This is a genomic window from Actinoplanes philippinensis (genome assembly GCF_900113015.1).
Classification (GTDB): Bacteria; Actinomycetota; Actinomycetes; order Mycobacteriales; family Micromonosporaceae; genus Actinoplanes; species Actinoplanes philippinensis.
Genome location: NZ_FONV01000004.1, coordinates 360,714 through 377,451, shown reverse-complemented (window position 1 = coordinate 377,451; position 16,738 = coordinate 360,714). Strand labels below are relative to the sequence as shown.

Annotated in this window: 17 protein-coding genes; 10 read left to right on the top strand and 7 right to left on the bottom strand. The window is 73.0% G+C overall.

The genetic code is table 11. The annotated features are described in order from the left end of the window. The first annotated feature begins 13 nt into the window (after nucleotides 1–13). Genes BM290_RS12015 through BM290_RS12005 form a run of 3 tightly spaced genes read left to right on the top strand, consistent with a single transcriptional unit; the run spans nucleotide 14 to nucleotide 1,599 of the window. A complete protein-coding gene (locus BM290_RS12015; protein WP_093613114.1) occupies nucleotides 14–544 on the top strand; it encodes an isochorismatase family protein in 531 nt (176 codons plus the stop codon). Beyond that, complete coding sequence (locus BM290_RS12010; protein ID WP_093613112.1) at nucleotides 541–1,005, top strand: hypothetical protein; 465 nt, start codon at nucleotides 541–543, stop codon at nucleotides 1,003–1,005. Before BM290_RS12015 ends, BM290_RS12010 begins: the two co-directional genes overlap by 4 nt. 45 nt (nucleotides 1,006–1,050) lie before the next feature. Then, nucleotides 1,051–1,599, top strand: coding sequence for a hypothetical protein (locus BM290_RS12005; protein WP_093613110.1), 549 nt, complete (start codon nucleotides 1,051–1,053; stop codon nucleotides 1,597–1,599). A 1-nt stretch (nucleotide 1,600) separates the two neighbouring features. On the opposite strand, the gene BM290_RS12000 is transcribed toward BM290_RS12005, so the two are convergent. From BM290_RS12000 to BM290_RS11970, 7 genes are all read right to left on the bottom strand, one after another. Continuing rightward, complete coding sequence (locus BM290_RS12000) at nucleotides 1,601–2,191, bottom strand: DinB family protein (protein ID WP_093613108.1); 591 nt, start codon at nucleotides 2,189–2,191, stop codon at nucleotides 1,601–1,603. 18 nt (nucleotides 2,192–2,209) lie between these two features. Next, nucleotides 2,210–3,052, bottom strand: coding sequence for a M23 family metallopeptidase (locus BM290_RS11995; RefSeq protein WP_093613106.1), 843 nt, complete (start codon nucleotides 3,050–3,052; stop codon nucleotides 2,210–2,212). Then, nucleotides 3,049–3,558 (bottom strand): winged helix-turn-helix domain-containing protein, encoded by a 510-nt coding sequence (locus tag BM290_RS11990; RefSeq protein WP_093613104.1) that lies wholly within the window; start codon nucleotides 3,556–3,558, stop codon nucleotides 3,049–3,051. The genes BM290_RS11995 and BM290_RS11990 overlap by 4 nt, the downstream gene beginning before the upstream one ends. A gap of 59 nt (nucleotides 3,559–3,617) precedes the next feature. Further along, nucleotides 3,618–5,162, bottom strand: coding sequence for an FAD-dependent monooxygenase (locus BM290_RS11985; RefSeq protein WP_093613102.1), 1,545 nt, complete (start codon nucleotides 5,160–5,162; stop codon nucleotides 3,618–3,620). Next, nucleotides 5,159–5,758, bottom strand: coding sequence for a hypothetical protein (locus tag BM290_RS11980; RefSeq protein WP_093613100.1), 600 nt, complete (start codon nucleotides 5,756–5,758; stop codon nucleotides 5,159–5,161). Before BM290_RS11980 ends, BM290_RS11985 begins: the two co-directional genes overlap by 4 nt. A 72-nt stretch (nucleotides 5,759–5,830) precedes the next feature. Continuing rightward, a complete protein-coding gene (locus BM290_RS11975) occupies nucleotides 5,831–7,498 on the bottom strand; it encodes an alpha/beta hydrolase (protein ID WP_177319669.1) in 1,668 nt (555 codons plus the stop codon). Between the two features lie 185 nt (nucleotides 7,499–7,683). Beyond that, on the bottom strand, nucleotides 7,684–8,421 hold the full coding sequence (locus BM290_RS11970) for a GntR family transcriptional regulator (RefSeq protein WP_093613096.1): 738 nt from the start codon (nucleotides 8,419–8,421) through the stop codon (nucleotides 7,684–7,686). A 154-nt stretch (nucleotides 8,422–8,575) separates the two neighbouring features. Between BM290_RS11970 and iolC the strand changes: the two genes are divergently transcribed. From iolC to BM290_RS11935, 7 genes are read left to right on the top strand one after another with little or no spacing between them, the layout of a single operon-like run. Then, nucleotides 8,576–9,523 carry a 5-dehydro-2-deoxygluconokinase gene (gene iolC / locus BM290_RS11965; RefSeq protein ID WP_093613094.1) on the top strand — a complete coding sequence of 316 codons (948 nt, stop codon included), beginning with the start codon at nucleotides 8,576–8,578 and terminating at the stop codon, nucleotides 9,521–9,523. After that, a complete protein-coding gene (locus BM290_RS11960; RefSeq protein WP_093613092.1) occupies nucleotides 9,516–10,418 on the top strand; it encodes a Cgl0159 family (beta/alpha)8-fold protein in 903 nt (300 codons plus the stop codon). The genes iolC and BM290_RS11960 overlap by 8 nt, the downstream gene beginning before the upstream one ends. Beyond that, nucleotides 10,415–11,185 carry a 5-deoxy-glucuronate isomerase gene (iolB, locus tag BM290_RS11955; RefSeq protein ID WP_093613090.1) on the top strand — a complete coding sequence of 257 codons (771 nt, stop codon included), beginning with the start codon at nucleotides 10,415–10,417 and terminating at the stop codon, nucleotides 11,183–11,185. The genes BM290_RS11960 and iolB overlap by 4 nt, the downstream gene beginning before the upstream one ends. Beyond that, a complete protein-coding gene (gene iolD, locus BM290_RS11950; protein WP_093613088.1) occupies nucleotides 11,182–13,047 on the top strand; it encodes a 3D-(3,5/4)-trihydroxycyclohexane-1,2-dione acylhydrolase (decyclizing) in 1,866 nt (621 codons plus the stop codon). The genes iolB and iolD overlap by 4 nt, the downstream gene beginning before the upstream one ends. 14 nt (nucleotides 13,048–13,061) lie before the next feature. Next, nucleotides 13,062–13,940, top strand: coding sequence for a TIM barrel protein (locus BM290_RS11945; RefSeq protein WP_203779286.1), 879 nt, complete (start codon nucleotides 13,062–13,064; stop codon nucleotides 13,938–13,940). After that, nucleotides 13,937–14,983 (top strand): Gfo/Idh/MocA family protein, encoded by a 1,047-nt coding sequence (locus tag BM290_RS11940; protein WP_239143490.1) that lies wholly within the window; start codon nucleotides 13,937–13,939, stop codon nucleotides 14,981–14,983. Before BM290_RS11945 ends, BM290_RS11940 begins: the two co-directional genes overlap by 4 nt. A gap of 46 nt (nucleotides 14,984–15,029) precedes the next feature. Beyond that, nucleotides 15,030–16,667, top strand: coding sequence for a hypothetical protein (locus BM290_RS11935; RefSeq protein ID WP_203779287.1), 1,638 nt, complete (start codon nucleotides 15,030–15,032; stop codon nucleotides 16,665–16,667). The last annotated feature ends 71 nt before the right edge of the window (nucleotides 16,668–16,738 follow it).

The window sequence follows — 16,738 nt, the reverse complement described above, 5'->3', positions numbered from 1 at the left end:
AGTCTTGTCGGCCATGACCATCGATGCTGTACGGACGGCGCTGATCGCCGTCGACCTGATGCCCCGCCTGGTCGATCAGGACATGGGCCCGCACCGTGGCGCGGACGTGGTGGCGCGGGCGGCCGAGCTGGCCACGGCCCTGCGGGACGCGGGCGGCACTGTCGTCCTGGTGCGGGTGGAGCGGCCGCACGTCGCCGAGCAGCCGCCCGGCAGCGGGTTCGTGCCCGAGTTGCAGCCCCGCGACGGCGACGTGGTCGTGGTGAAGCGCACGATCGGAGCGTTCTACGGCACCGGCCTCGCCGAGACGCTGCGCGACCGCGGCATCGACACGGTCGTGCTGACCGGCCTGGCCACCACGATGGGCGTCGAGTCGACCGCCCGGGCCGCCGCCGACCACGGGTTCGAGGTCTTCTTCGCCGCCGACGCGATGAGCGGCACGACCGCCTCCGAGCACGATCACGCCCTGACCGTGGTGCTGCCCCGTTTCGGCGCCGTCCACCCCACGTCGCACCTGCTCGCCCTGCTCGCCGGGGACCCGTCGTGACCGAGATGTTCCGGTCCCGGGTGGCCGCCGCCGTGGCCGGCCATCTGCTGCCCGGTGAGCAGTTCCGGGTCGGCGCCCGGGCGGTGGTCGGCAACCTCACCGCGAGCCGGCTCGGCACCGCCCTGAGCCGCGGCATCATTCCCGGCGTCGCCGACGCGGCCACCGACTGGGCGCTCAAGACCACCGGCAAGCAGGTCGTCGCGGTCACCGATCGGCGGATGCTGTTCTTCTCCCAGACCTTCTGGGGCGGACCCGGCGACGAGCTGCTCATGATCGTGCCCCGCGAGCTGGTGTCGCTGGCCGAGGCGAAGTTCGGCGTGGTCAGCGTGGTGCGCGTGGCGTTCGCGGTGGGCGGCGTGTCGCTGACGTTCCCGCTGGTCGACCGGGGTTCCGCCAAGGCTCTCGCCGCGGAACTCGGCCGGGCGCTGCCGCGGCACGGCGAGCCGCTGTCCGACGGGTGACGCGGCGGGTCAGCGGAAATCGCGTCCGGCGGGCATCATGCAGGCGTGGAGTCCTACCTTCTGCCCGGCGAGCGGATCCTCTGGGAGGGCGCTCCGCTGCGGCACCGTCTGTTCCGGACGGCCGATGTGGTGCTCGTGCCGTTCAGCATCGTGTGGTGCGGGTTCGCGATCTTCTGGCTGATCGGGGTGCTCGGCGACGGCGAGAGCATGTTCGCGCTGTTCGGGATCCCGTTCGTGTTCATCGGCGTGTATCTGGTCGTCGGCCGGTTCGTGGTTCGCGCGATGGCGTCCCGCCGCGCCGCCTACACGGTCACCGACGGCCGGGTGGTGGTGCGGGGCGGGCTTACCGGGCGGCGGCTGACCACGGCGTACCTCAGAGCGTTGCCGCCGCCGGTGATCGCCGAGCGGCCGGACGGATCGGGGAGTCTCGCGTTCGGCGCGTTCCCCGGCGTCGGCGACGTCTTCGCCGGCGACCGCCGCAACGGCTGGCGCCTCTGGTCCGACGAGCCGTCGGCGACCCCGATCCTGTGGGACGTGCCGGACGTGCGCCGGGTCCGTGACCTGATCGCGCACGCCCAGGCGCAGCCCGCGTGACTCAGCGGAAACCCTCGGCGGTCTCCTCCAGACGCTTGCGGTAGGCGGCCCACCAGGCGGCGTCCTGGTCGGGCATGCCCTTGTTCCGGTCGTCGGTGCCGGCCGCGCCGTCGATCAGCTCGCGGACGATGTCGGCGTGCCCGGCGTGCCGGTCGGTCTCGGCGATCACGTGGATCAGCACCCGGTGCAGGGAGTGGTTCTCCAGGTCGTGGGGCCACCACGGGACACGGCCGGTCGCGTCCAGGTCGAGAGCTTCGATGGTGGCGTCGGCGTGCGCCCACACCCGCCGGTAGAGGGCGACGATCTCCTCGCGGGACTCGCCGGCGGTCGCCCACATGTCGGCGTTCGGCTCGGCGTCGTCGCCGTCCCACCACGGCAGCGCCTCCGGGAACGGGCGCCCGAACGTGACGCCGAAATAGCCGCTCTCCACGCCCGCGGCATGTTTGACCAGGCCCAGCAGATTGGTGCCGGTGCTGGTCAGGGGGCGGCGCACGTCGTACTCGGAGAGGCCGTCCAGTTTCCACACCAGGGCCCGGCGGGCCTTGTCGAGATACCGCCGGAGGTCCGCTTTGGGGTCATACGCAGTAGCCATGCCCGGCACGATAGGCGCTCACCGCACGCCCGCCTCGAAGAGCTGGCCGTTCTGCGGGAAGCCCGGCACGGCCGTCGGTTTCGGGTCGCCGGTGGACCAGCGCGGATCCTTCTCCGCCTCGAACGCCAGGGCGGTCCACCGCATCGGGATCCCGGCGGCGGCCGTCGGACGCGGGTCGTCCATCAGCTGGACATGCAGGTGCGGCTCGGAGGTGTTGCCACTGTTGCCGACCTCGGCCAGCCGCTGACCGGCGGCCACCGCATCGCCGGGGCGGACCAGCACGGAGGAACGGCGCAGATGGGCGTACGCCGCGAAGGTCCCGTCGTCGTGCCGCACGATCACGTGGTTGCCGAGGATCCAGGAGGCGCCGCCGATCTCGCGGACCAGCGCCTCGACCGTCATCATCCACACCAGCGTCGGCCACGTGTGCCGGCTGCGGTGGTCACGCCGCCCGCCGGTGACCGCCACGACCGTGCCGCCGGCCATGGCCAGCACCGGCGCGCCGAAACACGGGAACGACTGCGGCGCACGGGTGCGCGGCGACCAGCCGATCGTCGCGGGCGCGCCGGGCGACGGCTGGAGCAGGTCGACGGCGTAGGTCTGCCCGTACGCCCGGACGCCGTGACTGGGAGCGCCGGTGCCGGGACTGTTGATCGCCACCCACCGGCCCCGCACCGGCGGCGCCAGCTCGACCGGCGGCAGCGGTGAGCGCGGCGGCCGGACGAACGCGAGGACCAGCAGCAGCGCCTTGACCGGGAGGTCGAGCCACCACGGCACGGACGGCAGGACCAGGCCGGCGACGACGGAGAGCATGAACAGCCGCAGCCACAGGGTCTGGTGACGGGCGATGGCACGTTTCATCGGCGGGTTCCCAACAGGAGTGCGAGCAGGGGGATCACGCGGGCGGCGGGCACCTCGTGACGCCCGCCGCCGGTGGTGTGCAGCCAGCCGGCGGCGACGAGCTGCCGCAGATGGTGGTAGACCTGGCCACTGGTGCCCATGCCGTCGATCTGCACCAGGTCGGCGGCTGTCCCGGCGCCGTGCAGGAGACGCTGCAGGATCCGGATCCGCGCCGGATGGGCGAGGGCGGCCAGGGCCGCGACGTGAGCCGTCCAGTCGCTGCCGAGAAGATCCTCGACACCGGCGGCCTCCTGCCAGCGGGCCTGGCGCCCGTCGGGCAGGGTCGCGTGGCCGGTGAGCAGCACGGCGCCCGGATCACCGGCCCGGGCCAGCAGGCCCTCGAGCGCCCAGAACACCTCCGTGTCGGGCGTGCGGGCCGGCGGGTCGCCGGCCGGCCGGCTCCCGCATCGTCGTTCCAGCTCGGCCACGCGCTGTTCGAGCGCGGCGAGGCGGTCGTTGTCGCTCACCGCCCCACCATATCGTAATTACGTAAATCCGTACCACCGGCTCGCGGCGGCGGCCCGGCTCACCGGCGGGCGCCCTGGAGGAAACGGTCCGGGCGGACGACAGTGACGGTTCCCTGGCGGCCGGACAGCAGGCCGTCCGGGTCGGTGATCGGCAGGCAGCCCGGTCGCGGATCAGGCAGGTCCAGGGCCAGCAGCACCGCGTCGTCCGGGACGGCGGGCATCACCTCGCGTGGATCGCAGCCGTGCCCGAGGTAGGCCCACCGGTACCCGATGACCTGGTCCAACGGGGTCGGCGGGCCACCCGCGACGCGCACCCGCGGGTTCGGCAGGGCGCGGCGGGCCGGCGGCCGGCGGCCCGCGCGCTCGACGCCGGGCATGGCGGCCACGGTCCGCAGCAGGCCGCGGATCAGGCGCACGACCGTACGGCTGCGGCTCTGCACGATCCGGCCGATGCGCAGCGACAGCGCCGTGGTCCTGGCGACGTCGGGCCGGCGGTCGGCCTCGTAGCCGTCCAGCGGCCCGGTGTCCCCGCCGATCGCGTCGGCCAGCCGCCACGCCAGTGACACGGCGTCCCGGATCCCCATCCCGAGCCCGGCGCCCGCGAACGGCGGCATGGCGTGCGCCGCGTCCCCGGCCAGCAGGATCCGCCCGGCCCGCCACCGGCCGGCCATCCGCGCGTGGAAGGTGAACACGGTGGCCCGCTCGATCGTCAGCCCGTCCGGGTCCGTCCACGCGCCGACCAGCCGGCGCACCCGCTCGTCGGCGGTCATCGCCTGCGGGTCCTCGCCGGGCAGCAGCATCCACTCCCAGCGCCACCGGCCGGGCTGCGACATCACCACGCACGGCCGGGCGGCGTCGGCCACGAAGGCGACGCTCGGCCCGCCCTCCACATCGCCGCCCCGGGCGTCGACCACCAACCACGGCTGGGGGTACGTCGTGCCGGAGAAACCGATCCCGGCCGCCTCCCGCACGGTGCTCCCGACGCCGTCACAGCCCACCAGCCACTGGCCGGTCACCCGCCGCCCGTCGTCGAGCACGGCCGTCACCCCGCCGCCGTTCCGCGCCGCGGTCACCGGGCGGCCGTCGTCGCCGTCCTCCATCGTGGTCCCCGGGCGGTCGTCGTCGCCGTCCTCCATCGTGGTCCCCGGGCGGTCGTCGTCGCCGTCCTCCATCGTGGTCCCCGGGCGGTCGTCGTCGCCGTCCTCCACCGCGGTCACCCGGCGGCCGGTGAGGACCCGGACGTGGCCGGTCGCGGCGGCGGCCGCCCGTAGCGCGCCCTCCAACGCCGGCTGGTCGATCCGGGCCAGCGCGGGGAACCCGTACGCCCGCCCGGTCTGTTCGATCATCAGCAGCGGCCGCCCGTCCGGCCCGACCACGCCGTTGCGGGCCACCGGCGTGCCCCACTCCGTGAACGAGGCCAGCCCCGCCACCAGGCCCAGCCCGCGCAGCGCCTCGCTGTCGAGCACCGCCGCCCGCGGTTTCGGATAGGGGCCGTCCTGCGGCTCGACCACGATCGTGTCCACCTCGCGGCTGCCGAGCAGGGCCGCGAGCAGCGCGCCCACCGGCCCCATCCCGGCGATCACGACGTCGGCCCGGTCGCTCATGACGTTTCTCCGTCCCCGCGCGCGAGTGTCGATTCCCCCGGCCACGGCGTGATCGGGCCGCCGTCCGCGACGATCACCCGATAGCCCAGGTCACGTGCCTGGCGGGCGACCCGCTCGGCGAACAGGGCGTCCCGGCGCATCCACCGGTCGAAGGCCAGGTCCGGCCGGTCGAGGCCGGCGAGCAGCTCGTGCGCCCAGGCCCGCGCCCGATAGTGCCGGACCTGGAAGTCCACCGTCGGCACGATCCACACCGCCCGGCCGGCCGGCACGCCGATCCCGGCGAGCAGTTCCGGCAGCAGCGCCGCGCCCTCGGCCACGGTCCCGTCCACGGCGTCCCGCAGGTCGTCGAGGATCAGCGGGAATTCCTCCCGGTACAGCGCGAACACGTCGTCGACCTGCACCTCGACCGGCTGGGCGAGCCGCTCGCCGACGCCCATCGCGGTGACCTTCCGCAGCACCGGCCCACCGTCGGCGTGCCGGGCGAAGGCGTCGTCGCAGGAGTAGACCGGAACGCCGCGCCGCCCGGCGATCCGCCCGGCCACCGTGGTCTTGCCCGCGCACGGGGACCCGCCGATCCACCACAGGCCGTCCCGCATGCGTGCATTCTCGCCGATGGATGCGACCGCGGATCGGCCGGGCCGCCTCGGGAGCGGCCCGGCCGATCACGGTCACGGCCAGACGTACGGCGACTTCACCGGCTCGGGCTCACGCGGCTGCCGTACCGGGTGGGCCGCGAACTGTTCGGCGTGCAGCCCGAACGACCGGTCCAGTTTCGGCATCCAGTACGCGTCGTCGTGCCGCCCGGCGCCCAGCTGGTAATCGTGGCGGACCCCCTTCGCGGCCAGCGCCGTGCTCATCTGCTGGGCCGCAACCCCGAACCGGTAGTCGTCGGAGTCGCCGCCGTCGAAGTAGTACCGGTGCCGGTTCAGGTCGGCCGCGGACATCCCGGCGACCAGGGTGAGCGGTCGCAGCCCGGCGTTGGCGGCCTGTTCGGCGGACGTCCCGGCCAGCGGCGGCAGGCTGAGCGCCCCCATGTGACTGGCGATCGAGCTGAACACCGTGGGGTTGGCCAGCCCGAGCGTGAACGCGCCCTGCCCGCCCATCGACACGCCGCTGATCCCGCGGTGGTCACGGTCGGCGACGGTCCGGTACGCCCGGTCGACGAGCGGCACGATCTCGTCCACGATCATCGTCCGGTACTTTCCGGCGGACGTGTCCACGTACCATCCGCTGCCGCCGTCCGGGAACACCACGATCGCCTCGACGCCGAGCCGGTCGAGGACGGTGTCGATGTCGCGTGCCTCCCACTCGATGTTGCTGCCGTTGAAGCCGTTCAGCATGTACACCACCGGGAACCGCCGGGCGCCGGTGCGGGTGTAGTCCTTCGGCAGGTACACGTTGAACTGCGCTCGCCGGCCCATCGCCGCGGAGGCGTAGTCGTCGCGGAAGAACCGGGAGTGGTCACCGAGTTCGACCGGGCGGCGCGGGTCGATGTGCAGCAGCTCGCGTGCCGGCGGCAGCCCGGTCCAGGTGCGGATGGTGTCGACGATCAGGCGGCCCTGGCCGTCCACGTACACCTCGGCCTGCGCGTCGGTCAGTGTGACCCGGCCGGCCTTGAGCAGCTCGCGCAGGCCGGCGATCCGCCGGGTGGCGGTGTCGCCCTGGTGGAAGAACCCGTCGGCCAGGGTCGCGGCATAGCCGCGGACGTCCCCGGCGGCGACGGCACGATGCTGGCGGTCCAGCACCGCACAGGCGTGAGCCAATTGGGTACGGGTGGCCGCCGTCCCGGTGTTCCCGGCGAGCGCGCGGAGGCGGGCCTTGGAGTAGAGCCCGACCGGCCCCTGGTAGAAGCCGCCGCCCCCGGTGCCGTCGTAGACCCGGACGGCGAGGACGTTGACGGCGCCCCACCGCAGCAGCCCGTCCGCCGGGTAGTACTCGCGGGGCACCTCCCAGGTGGAGTCGAACGACGGCGGGAAGCCCCCGGTGCGCCCGATCTCCCGCCCGTTGAGGAAGGCCTGATCCGCGTCGTCGATCTTGCCGAGTGCCGCGACGACGGCCGCGTCGGTGACCCCGTCCGGGCGGGCCGGCAGCGTGAACGTCCTGCGGTACCAGGCGAAGCCGTCGTACGAGCTGAGGTCGTCGTGGTCGCCCCAGTTGTCCGGGACGGTCCAGTCCCGCCAGCCGGTGTCGGTGAAGGACGGGTCGGACCAGGCCGGGTCGTCGCCGGTGGTGAACTTCCATCCGTCGCCGGCCAGGTCCACCCCGAAGTCGACCGACCCGGTGGTGGCGCAGGCCGTCGACACCGGCGCGGCCGACGCCGATGTGGGAACGTTCACAGATCCAAGAGTCAGGAGTAGGGTGCCCAGCAGAGCGCGAGCTTTCAATGACATGGAGTGCTCCCGAAAGGAACAGTTTCAAACACGAAACACAACGGACGCACACTCGCAACATTCGAGTTCGCTGTCAACCGGGACGGACAGCCGTCACCCGGTGTTCGACAATGTGCGAATCCTGGCCTCCGTCATCGGTTGAAGACGGTCACCTCGATGGCGTAGTGATCGGCCCGGTACAGGTTGTCGGAGTACTCGACGGTGGCGCCGGTGCTGTCGAAGGAGGTGCGCTGCATGCTGATCAGCGGTGTGTGCTGCCCGATGTCGAGCAGCCGGGCCTGTGCCGGCGTCGCCGCCTTGGCGGTGATCCGCTGCTTCGCGACGGCCGGCCGCCCGTTCCACTCGGCCATCATCCGGTAGAGGCTGCGCGAGCCCAGCGCCTCGGCCGTCAGGTCGGCGAACCGGGGTGGCAGCCAGTTGCGCAGCACGGCGAGCGGCACCCCGTCGGCCAGGCGCAGCCGTTCGCAGTGGACGAGTTTCTCGGTCGCGGGCAGGCCGAGCATCCGGGCGGCGTGCCGGTCGACGCAGTCGCGGTCGAAGCGCAGCACCCGGGTCTGCGGCTGCCGCCCGGCGGCGGCCAGATCGTCGAAGAGGCTGGTCAGTGCGACCCGGCGGCGCACCTGCACGTCGGTGACCCGGGTGCCGACGCCGCGTTTGCGGGTGAGCAGGCCTTTGCTGACGAGCTCCTCGATGGCCCGGCGGATGGTGGGCCGGGAGATGTCCAGGTTCTCGGCCAGCTCGATCTCGGTGGGCAGGCGCTCGCCGGGGACCAGCTCACCCCGCTCGATCGCCTCCTCGAGGCGTCGGCCGAGCTGGAAGTAGATGGGCACGGGGCTGGTGCGGTCGATCTCGAGAGGCGGCATGGGCATCGGTGGCACCCCCTCAACGGTGACAATCGCGGAAGTTTGTCAGTGCGTTCAGAAGAATGTCAATACAAACTATTGACGTGATCAACAGCGCGGCAGAGGCTGCTGACACGAGCGGCGGAAACGTTCGCGACATCTTGCCGTAATCGGAGGTGTGATGCGGGACTTCGAGGTCATCGCCATGGGACGGGTGGGCGTCGACATCTATCCCCTGCAGACCGGAGTGGGCCTGGAGGACGTCACCTCGTTCGGCAAGTTCCTCGGGGGCAGCGCGACGAACGTCGCGGTCGCCGCCGCACGGCACGGGCGCCGCACCGCGGTGATCACCCGGGTCGGCCGGGACCCGTTCGGCCGGTACGTCCGCCGCGAGCTTGGTGAGCTGGGAGTCGACGACCGGTTCGTCGCCGCCGTCGACGGCCTGCCCACCCCGGTGACGTTCTGTGAGATCTTCCCGCCGGACGACTTCCCGCTCTATTTCTACCGTCAGCCGACCGCGCCGGACCTGATGATCGAGCCGGACGAGCTGGACCTGGACGCCATCACGAACGCCGGCATCTTCTGGGCCACCGTCACCGGCCTGTCCCAGGACCCGAGCAACGCCGCCCACCACGCCGCGTGGCGGGCCCGGGGCCGCCGGCCGCTGACCATCCTGGACCTCGACTACCGGCCGATGTTCTGGGACTCGGAGGCCGAGGCCACGGCCGCGGTCCGGGACGCTCTGCCGCACGTCAGCGTGGCGGTCGGCAACCTGACCGAGTGCGAGATCGCGGTCGGCGAGTCCGACCCGGACGCCGCCGCCGACGCCCTCCTCGCCGCCGGGGTCTCCCTCGCGGTGGTGAAGATGGGCCCGGCCGGGGTGCTCGCCAAGACCTCGAAGGACAGCGTGACGAAGAAGCCGACCGACGTCGACGTGGTCAACGGCCTGGGCGCCGGGGACGGGTTCGGTGGCGCGCTCTGCCACGGCCTGCTCGCCGGCTGGCCACTGGACCGGACCATCGCTTTCGCCAACGCGGCCGGCGCCATCGTCGCGAGCCGCCTCGAATGCTCGACCGCGATGCCGACCACGGCCGAGGTCGAGAAGGTCCTGGAGGCCGGACGTGTCTGACGACGTCGACGACTTCGCCGAGCTGCGTGGCCTGCGAGCCACCAGCCCGCAGGCCATCGCCGAGGCCGCCGCCCAGCGGGTGCGCCGCCCGCTGCTGGCCGACGCCGGGGACCGGCTGATGCTGGTCGCCGCCGACCACCCGGCCCGCGGGGCGCTGGGTGTTCGTGGTGACGGCGGCGCGATGGCCGACCGCTACGAGCTGCTGCGCCGGCTGCGGACCGCGCTGCGCCGCCCAGGGGTGGACGGGGTGCTCGGCACCGCCGACGTCCTGGAGGACCTGCTGCTGCTCGGCGAGCTGGACGGCAAGATCGCCATCGGCTCGATGAACCGGGGTGGCCTGCAGGGCGCGGTCTTCGAGCTGGACGACCGGTTCACCGGCTACGACGCGGCGGCGGTGGCCCGGATGCGGTTCGACGGCGGCAAGATGCTGGTCCGCATCGACCCGGAGGACCCGGCCAGCGTGCGAACCCTGGAGGCGAGCGCCCGGGCGGTCGACGAGCTGGCCGCGCACGGGCTGCTGGCGATGGTCGAGCCGTTCCTGTCGAAGCGGGGCAGCAGCGGCTCGGTGGTCAACGATCTGAGCACGGCGGCGGTGGCCCGGTCCGTGGCGATCGCCGCGGGACTCGGCGGCACCAGCGCCTACACGTGGCTGAAACTGCCGGTCGTGGAGGACATGGAGGCGGTGATGGCGGCGACGACGATGCCGGCGCTGCTGCTCGGCGGCGACCCGTCGGGCAGTCCGGAGGAGACCTACGCGTCGTGGGGACGGGCTCTGGCCGTACCCGGGGTGCGGGGTCTGATGGTGGGCCGGGCGCTGCTCTACCCACCGGACGGTGACGTGGCCGCCGCGGTCGACGCCGCGGTACGCCTGGTGCGTACGGGGGTGGCGGCGTGATCCGGCTGGACGTGACCCCGGAGTCGGCGGGCTGGGGCTACAGCGGCCTGCGGGTCGTGGTGCTGGCCCCCGGCGACGAGTACCAGCAGGCCACCGGCGGTGACGAGGTGGTCGTGGTGCCGCTGAGCGGGTCGGCGACGGTGACCACCGGCAGCGACAAGGCCGAGCTGGCCGGCCGGGCGAGCGTCTTCGACGGCCCGACCGACGTGGTCTACGTGCCGATCGAGACGACGCTGACGCTGCGCAGCCCGGACGGCGGCCGGTTCGCGCTGGCCACGGCACGGGCCACCAGACGGCTGCCGTTCCGGCACATCCCGGTCGCCCAGCAGCGCATCGAGCTGCGCGGGGCGGGCGTCTGCTCCCGGCAGGTCAACAACTTCGCCACCACCGACGTGCTGGACGCCGACCGGATCATCGCCTGCGAGGTGCTCACCCCGGGCGGCAACTGGTCGTCGTACCCGCCGCACCGGCACGACGACCTGGAGGAGATCTACTACTTCGAGGTGGCCGGGGGCGGGCCCGCCTACCAGCGTGCCGACGGGGTGCGGGAGGTCCGTACCGGCGAGGTGGTGTTGATCCCGGACGGCTGGCACGGGCCGTCGATGGCCACGCCCGGTCACGACCTCTACTACCTGAACGTGATGGCCGGGCCGGGGGAGCGGGCCTGGGTGATCGAGGACGAGCCGGAGCACGCCTGGATCCGCGACACGTGGACCGGCCAGGAGATCGACCCCCGGCTGCCGTTCGGCAAGGAGGAGGACCGATGAGACTCACCGTGGGGCAGGCCGTCGTACGGTTCCTGGCCGCCCAGCACACCGAGCGTGACGGCGTCGAGCACCGGCTGATCGAGGGCTGGTTCGGCATCTTCGGTCACGGCAACGTCGCCGGCCTCGGGCAGGCGCTGCTGGAGGCCGAGCTGACCGACCCGGACGCCGTCCCCTACCGGCAGGGCCGCAACGAGCAGGGCATGGTCCACGCGGCCGCCGGCTTCGCCCGGATGCGCAACCGGATGTCCACGCTGGCCTGCACCACCTCGATCGGGCCGGGCGCCACCAACATGGTCACCGGGGCGGCCCTGGCCACCGTCAACCGGTTGCCGGTGCTGCTGCTGCCCGGCGACGTGTTCGCCACCCGGGTCGCCAATCCGGTGCTGCAGGAGCTGGAGGACCCGCGCGGCTTCGACGTCAGCGTCAACGACACGCTGCGGCCGGTGTCGCGCTTCTACGACCGGATCTGGCGGGCACAGCAGCTGCCTTCGGCGCTGCTCGGCGCGATGCGGGTCCTCACCGACCCGGCCGAGACGGGCGCGGTCACCCTGGCGTTGCCGCAGGACGTGCAGGCCGAGGCGTACGACTTCCCGGACCCGTTGTTCCGCAAGAGGGTCTGGCACGTGCCGCGCACCCTGCCGGAGCCCGGCGCGCTGGCCCGTGCCGTCGCGATCATCCGGAGCGCACGGCGCCCGCTGATCATCGCGGGCGGGGGAGTGATCTACTCGGAGGCGACCGGCGCGCTGCGGTCCCTCGCCGAGGCGGCCGGCATCCCGGTCGCCGAGACGCAGGCGGGCAAGGGCTCGATGCGGTACGACCACCCGCTCGCCCTCGGCGCGGTCGGCGCCACCGGAACCGTGGCCGCGAACGAGTTCGCCCGCGACGCCGACGTGGTGATCGGCGTCGGCACCCGCTGGAGCGACTTCACCACGGCGTCACGCAGCGCGTTCGCGGACCCGACAGTCCGTTTCGTTAACGTAAACATCGCCTCCTTCGATGCCGCGAAGCACTCCGGCGAGGCCGTGGTGGCCGACGCCCGCGCCGCGCTGGAGGCGCTGCTCGACGCCCTGGCCGGTTACCGGACCGATCCGGCCTACCGGGAGCGCGCCGGTGAGAAGGCGCGGGCCTGGGACGCGACCGTGGAACGCGCCTACCACCTCGGCAACCAGCCGCTGCCGGCCCAGTCCGAGGTGATCGGCGCGGTCAACGACGCCGCCGGCCCCCGTGACGTGGTCGTCTGCGCGGCCGGTTCGATGCCCGGTGACCTGCACAAACTGTGGCGCACCCGGGACCCGAAGGGCTACCACGTCGAGTACGGCTTCTCCTGCATGGGCTACGAGATCGCCGGCGGCCTGGGCGTGAAACTGGCCGCCCCGGACCGCGAGGTCTTCGTCATGGTCGGCGACGGCTCCTACCTCATGATGTCGCAGGAGCTGGTGACCGCCGTACAGGAGCGGGTGAAGTTGATCGTGGTTCTCGTGCAGAACCACGGTTATGCCTCGATCGGGCGGCTCTCCGCCTCGGTCGGCGCCCAGCGGTTCGGCACCGCCTACCGTTACCGCGACCAGGACGGACGCCTCGGCGGCACGGTGCTTCCGGTGGATCTGGCCACGAACGCCGCCAGCCTCGGCGCCACCGTCTTCCGCGCCGGCACCGTCGACGAGCTGCGCCAGGCGCTGGCCAAGGCCCGGGAGACCGACGGCGTCACGGTCGTGCACGTCGACGCCGACCCGATGGTCGACGCCCCGGCAAGCGACTCCTGGTGGGACGTGCCGGTCGCCGAGACGTCGCGGCTGGAGACGGTCCGGACCGCCTACGAGCAGTACCTCGACGGCAAGCGCGGACAGCGCGACTACCTGTAGAAGGAGGGGACACTTTGACCGGCTTCGCGGAACGTATCGGCGGCGCGCCGATCTCCTGGGGCGTCTGTGAGGCGCCCGGCTGGGGCCTGGAGCTCCCCGCCGACCGGGTGCTCGCCGAGATGGGCGGGCTGGGGCTGCGGGCCACCGAGCTCGGCCCCACCGGCTACCTGGGCAAGACCCCGGCGGATGTACGGGTCACCCTGGACCGCCACGGCATGACGCTGATCGGCGGCTTCCTGCCGGTGCCGATGCACGTGGCGACCGGCGACGACCTGGCCGAGGCCGCCGACGCGATGGACACCCTGGCCGCCGCCGGCGCCGAGGTGGTGGTGCTGGCCGCCCGCTCCGGCGACGGCAGCTACGACCACAAGGTGCACCTGGACGACGACGAGTGGCGGACGCTCTTCGCGACCCTGGAGACGCTGCAGCAGATGGCCCGCGACCGGGGCCTGCGCCCGAGCCTGCACCCGCACGTCGGCACCGCCGTCGAGTCGCGCGAGGCCGTGCTGCGGGTGCTCGACGGCAGTGACGTGCCGATCTGCCTGGACACCGGCCACCTGCTGATCGGCGGCATGCAGCCGGCCGAGCTGCTGGAGCTGGCCGCGTCCCGGATCACCCACGTGCACCTCAAGGACGTCGACCTGGAGGTGTCGGCCACCGTCCAGGACGGCTCCCGCGCCTACATCGACGGTGTCCGGGCCGGCCTGTACACGCCGCTCGGCGCCGGTGACGTCGACATCCCCGGCATCGTCCGTGCCCTGGAGAACGCCGGATACACCGGCTGGTACGTGCTGGAACAGGACTGCGCGCTGGCTTCCGAGCCGGCCGACGGCGAGGGGCCGATCGGCGACGCGCGGCGCAGTTTCGCGTTCCTCACGGAGGTGGCCCGGTGACGACGCTGATCGAGCCCGGGCACGTCCCGGCCGGAACCGGAGGGACGGGCGTGAAGCGGATCGGCATCATCGGCACCGGCATCATGGGCGCCGACCACGCCCGCCTGCTCACCCACGCGGTCTCCGGCGCTGTCGTCGGCGGTGTCTTCGACCTCGACGACGAGCGGGCCCGCGGGGTCGCCGGGGCCAGTGGCGGCGCCGAGGTCTTCACCGACCCGTACGCCCTGATCGCCGACGACGCCATCGACGCCGTCCTGATCGCCTCCTCGGACGCCACCCACGAGGAGTACGTGCTCGCGTGCGTGGCCGCCGGCAAGCCGGTGCTCTGCGAGAAGCCCCTCGCCCCGACCGTCGACGGCTGCGCCCGGATCCTCGACGCCGAGACCGCCCACGGCAGCCGGCTGATCACCGTAGGGTTCATGCGCCGCTTCGACCCCGGCTACACCGACCTGAAGGCGCTGCTCGCCACCGGGGAGATCGGCGCGCCGCTGATGCTGCACAACGTGCACCGCAACCCGGCCGCCGTTCCCGGCATGCCCAGCGCCAACCTGATCACCAACTCGGCGGTGCACGAGCTGGACATCACCCGCTGGCTCTTCGACGACGAGATCAGCGAGGTCGCCGTGCACGCGCCGCGGTCCAGCGGCAACGCCGGCGGCACCCGTGACCCGCAGCTGCTGGTCCTGACGACGGCCTCCGGGGTGCTCTCCGACGTGGAGATCTTCGTCAACGCCCGGTACGGCTACGAGGTCCGCTGCGAACTGGTCGCCGAGACCGGCACGGCCACTCTGGACGCCCCGCCGCCCACGTCGGTACGCCGTTCCGGACTGCACGCGCGTGAGCTCCCGGCCGACTGGCGGCCCCGTTTCGCCGAGGCCTACCGCCTGGAATTGCAGGACTGGATCGACGGCGCCGGACAGGGCGCCACGGCGTGGGACGGATTCGCCGCCACGTTCGTCGCGCAGGCGTGCGTGAAGGCGCTGGAAAGCGGAGAACGTTATACCGTCGAGATGCCGTCGACACCCGAGCTGTACCGGCGGTAGTAATAGGGTGGGTGCCATTTCTGCGCGTCTTTCGGAAAGTGATGCGGTGACCGATTCTGATCCGGAGTTCGCCGCCCTCGTCCGGTCCGCTCTGGACCGGGAGGTCCGCGGCATCGGCGCGGAGACCGGCGAGCTGTGGCGGCGGCTGCAGCACCGCCGGCTCGCCGAGCGGGTCAAGGCGCTGGCCGCGGCCTGGAGCCTCACCGGCGACGACGACCTGCTCGCCGGAGTGGCCGGGCTGGTCGCGACGCTGCGGGACCGGCAGAACCCGTCCGGGCTGTTCCGCGGCGGCGACAACGTGGACTCGCCGCCGGACTCGGCGTTCAGCGTCAACGACCTCGCCGACGCGGCCCGCCTGCTGGCCGGCGCCGCCGAGCGGACCGGACTGCTCCGGCTGCTCGACTCGATGACCCCCGCCCTGCTCAAGGGCGGGGTGCACACCCCGAACCATCGGTGGGAGCTGTCCGCCGCCCTGGCCCGCCTGCACCGGCTCGACCCGCGGCCGGAGATCGCCGGCCGGGTCGCCCAGTGGCTGGCCGAGGGGGTCGACATCGAGGACGGGCTCTACTCGGAGCGCAGCGCCAACTACGCGGCCGCCGTGTCGAACCCGTCCCTGCTGGTCATCGCCGACGTCTTCGACCGGCCGGACCTGCTCGACGCCGTCGAGGCCAACCTGACCGCCACCCTCGACCTGCTGCTGCCCGACGGCACCGTGGAGACCGTCCTGTCCCGGCGGCAGGACCAGCGCCGTCGCCTGCCGCTGCGGGTCTTCCTGCTGTCGTTGCGGGCGATGGCGGTCCGGCGTGGCCGCGGTGACCTGGCCTGGGCCGCCGGGATCGCCCTGGAGCAGGGCATCGACTCGCCGGCGAGCGCCGTCGCCGATCCGCTCACGGGCCGCCGGCTGCCGCCCGCCGTGCCGCCGCCGACACTCCGGCAGCGCCATTTCGCCGCCGCCGGAACCCTGGTCGCGCACGGCCCGGACCGCACGGCCGTGGTGTTCGGCGGCTCCGACCACGCCCGGCACCGCCGGATCCGGTCCGGGCTGGCCAACTCGCCGACCCTGTTCCGGCTGCACGCCGGCGCCACGGTCCTGGAGAGCGTCCGGCTGTCCCGCACGTTCTTCGGCCTGGGCCCGTTCCGCGCCGACACCATGACCGTCGCACCGGGACCGGTGGCAGAGCTGGCGGAGACCGTCTCGGCGGCCTACTACCAGCCGTTGCCCGGCGACGGCACGGGCCGTTACGCGGTCACCGACGACGGCCGCTTCAGCGCCGCCATGGACTTCGCCGGCCGCCCCCGCGACGAGGTGACCCTCACGACCCGCGTACGGCTGACGCTGCCCCCGGCGGGCGCCGCTCCGGTCGCAGGCCTGGACGTGGACGTCGCCGGAGCGGCCGTGGACTGGGCGCTGGAGCTGGCGTTCCGGCCCGGCGGCACGATGACCGGCGCGCGCCCGCTCGGCGGCGATCGATGGCATCTGGAGTCGGGCACGGCCACCTACGAGGGCCTGGCCGTGACGATCGTCGAGGGCCCGGAGACGGCGTCGGAGTCCGAGCCGGCGTACCACCCGGGGGAGGATTACGAATTCCTCGGCGGAACCGATGCGGCCGAGGGTGTCCTTCTGTACGTGACCGGAAAAGCCCCATCGAGGCTGCGACTGTCCATCAGCACGCCGGTCGTTTAGGAAACTGTACAGAAGTCCGCCCGCGCAGATCGAGGGAAGTCGGTTAAGAAGTTGCCTGTGAATGAACATGT